The 1,929-nt window shown below is 68.2% G+C and carries 2 protein-coding genes and 1 tRNA gene; 1 reads left to right on the top strand and 2 read right to left on the bottom strand.

What is annotated here, in order from left to right; translation table 11 throughout:
- On the bottom strand, nt 1–478 hold a 478-nt coding region (locus E1218_RS35610; RefSeq protein WP_132327427.1), incomplete at its 3' end, for a DUF3662 domain-containing protein.
- Nucleotides 479–717: 239 nt separating this feature from the next.
- On the opposite strand from E1218_RS35610, the gene E1218_RS35605 reads away from it, so the two are divergent.
- Nucleotides 718–801: transfer RNA gene (locus tag E1218_RS35605), tRNA-Leu, on the top strand.
- A gap of 196 nt (nt 802–997) precedes the next feature.
- Here E1218_RS35605 and E1218_RS35600 read toward each other — a convergent pair.
- The gene (locus E1218_RS35600) at nt 998–1,819 is read right to left on the bottom strand and encodes a carbon-nitrogen hydrolase family protein (protein ID WP_267900353.1); all 822 of its coding nucleotides are present in this window, start codon (nt 1,817–1,819) and stop codon (nt 998–1,000) included.
- Nucleotides 1,820–1,929 lie beyond the last annotated feature (110 nt).

Here is a 1,929-nt window from a genome sequence, read left to right as displayed (position 1 = left end):
GGGGCTGTTGCTGGGGCGGCGGGGCGCTCTGCAGCACCGTCTGGCCGTCGTTCGGCGGCACGTAGGGCTCCTGCTGGTAGGGCTGGGGCTGCGGACGGGGGCGTTGGGTCCCGACCGTGGCACTGACCACACGGAACTTACCCGTCGGCAGGTCGTCGTGCTGGGTCAGCGTGATCTCGATCGGCCCGGAGAAGGTGTACCGCTGGATGTCGGCGTGGTCGCGCAGCTCGTTGGCCAGCTCGTGGTTCAGGGTCTGGCCGTAGGCGTTCAGGCGCTCGAAGTCGCCCGGACCGAGCTCGATGGTGAAGTGGTTCGGCACCAGCCGGCGGTCCCGGGACAGGATCCGCGCGGTGTTGTCGATCTCACGCTTGAGCGCCGCCGCCAGCTCGATCGGCTCGACGTCGCCCTTGAACGCACGCGCGAAGACACCGCTCACAAGGCCCTCCAGGCGTCGCTCGAAGCGCTGCAGCGGTCGCACGCCTCCTCCTCCACGGTTCGGTCGCCGGACTCCTGCCAACGATCGTGCCTGCCGTCCGGTGCCCTCAGCAGGCACGCCGTACGCCACGTCCACCGGTCGTGGTGGACACACCGGGTACGACGATCGATCGTATCGGGAGGTTCGACCGAACCCGCAATGTGAACGTTCCGCAGGACCCGTGCTACTGTTCCTTCTCGGTTGCAGATGACGGTGCAGGACGCCGTCAGAGGCGATCAAGCGCGCGGGTGGCGGAATAGGCAGACGCGCACGGTTCAGGTCCGTGTGCCCGAAAGGGCGTGGGGGTTCAACTCCCCCCTCGCGCACAACAAGTCCCGGTCAACGACCGGGACTTTTTGCATGTCCGCCCATGAACTGTGGTCGCCCCCCCGCGGCCGGCTCCGGGTCACGTGCGCGCCCGCCTGTCCCCGCGGACCGTGGCGCCGGGAGGGTGCTCGTGTGCCTGACTGTGTCTCAACACACTGCTGCGCGGTGCCCTACGTTGCGAACCCGGATCACGGGTCAGGTCGTGGTGCGGTTGGTGGAGCGGGGGTCGGTGACTGCTCGGTTGCGGTAGATGGTGCCTTTGAGGGCGGTGGCCCGCCAGGGACGGGCTCGGGTGAGGGGGACTTCGAGGGCTGGTTCTTCGCGGTCGATGGTGGTGATGGCGAGCTCGGACTTGCCGGCGAGCTGGGAGGCGTACGTGCCGTCGGGGGCGATCAGGCCGGACGGCACCAGGTCGACGGTCTGAGCCGGTAGCGACATCGCGACCCAGTAGCAGTTGATCGCGGCGTACGCGCGGGCCTTGACCTCGAAGACGGCGTCCACCGGGTACGCCGACAGCAGCAGACATTCGACTCCGAGGCGCTCGTACTGGCTGAACAGGTGCGGGAAGTTGATCTCCACGCAGATCGCGCACCCGAACCGGTAACCGTCGACGTCGAACACCACCGGCTCGAACCCGGGCGTGTAGAAGTGGTTGACCTCGGTGTTGGACAGAAAGCGCTTGTCGTACCGGTCGACCAGCTCACCGGCGTCGGAGATCACGTACAGGCTGTTGTGCGGCCGGTGCGGCGGCGTCAGCGGATGCGCCGACCCGAGCACCACCCACAGCCTCAGCTCCTTGGCCAACGCCATGATCCGCTCGAGCTCGCTCCGGACGACGTCCCAGTCGACGTCGGCCCAGTCGGCGATCTGCTCCTTCGGGTACCCGGTCAGCGTCCCCTCCGGGAACTGCACCACCCGAGCCCGCCCGGCCGCTGCCTTCCGCATCAACGACCGCACGGTCTTCCCGTTCACCCGAGCGTCCGCACTGATCCTCGGCTGAGCAATCGCAATCCGCATCCCCGTCATCGCCCTACGGTCTCAGCCACCGCCGACACTTCCCCGCAACGGCACACCCGCACGGTCCACCACCTAGCCAGCCGCCACACGCCCCCACCCGCGATACGCCG

This window comes from Kribbella turkmenica (assembly GCF_004348725.1).
Taxonomy (GTDB): Bacteria; Actinomycetota; Actinomycetes; order Propionibacteriales; family Kribbellaceae; genus Kribbella; species Kribbella turkmenica.
The sequence above is the reverse complement of the archived record's forward strand: the minus strand, read 5'-3'. Positions and strand labels throughout refer to the sequence as shown.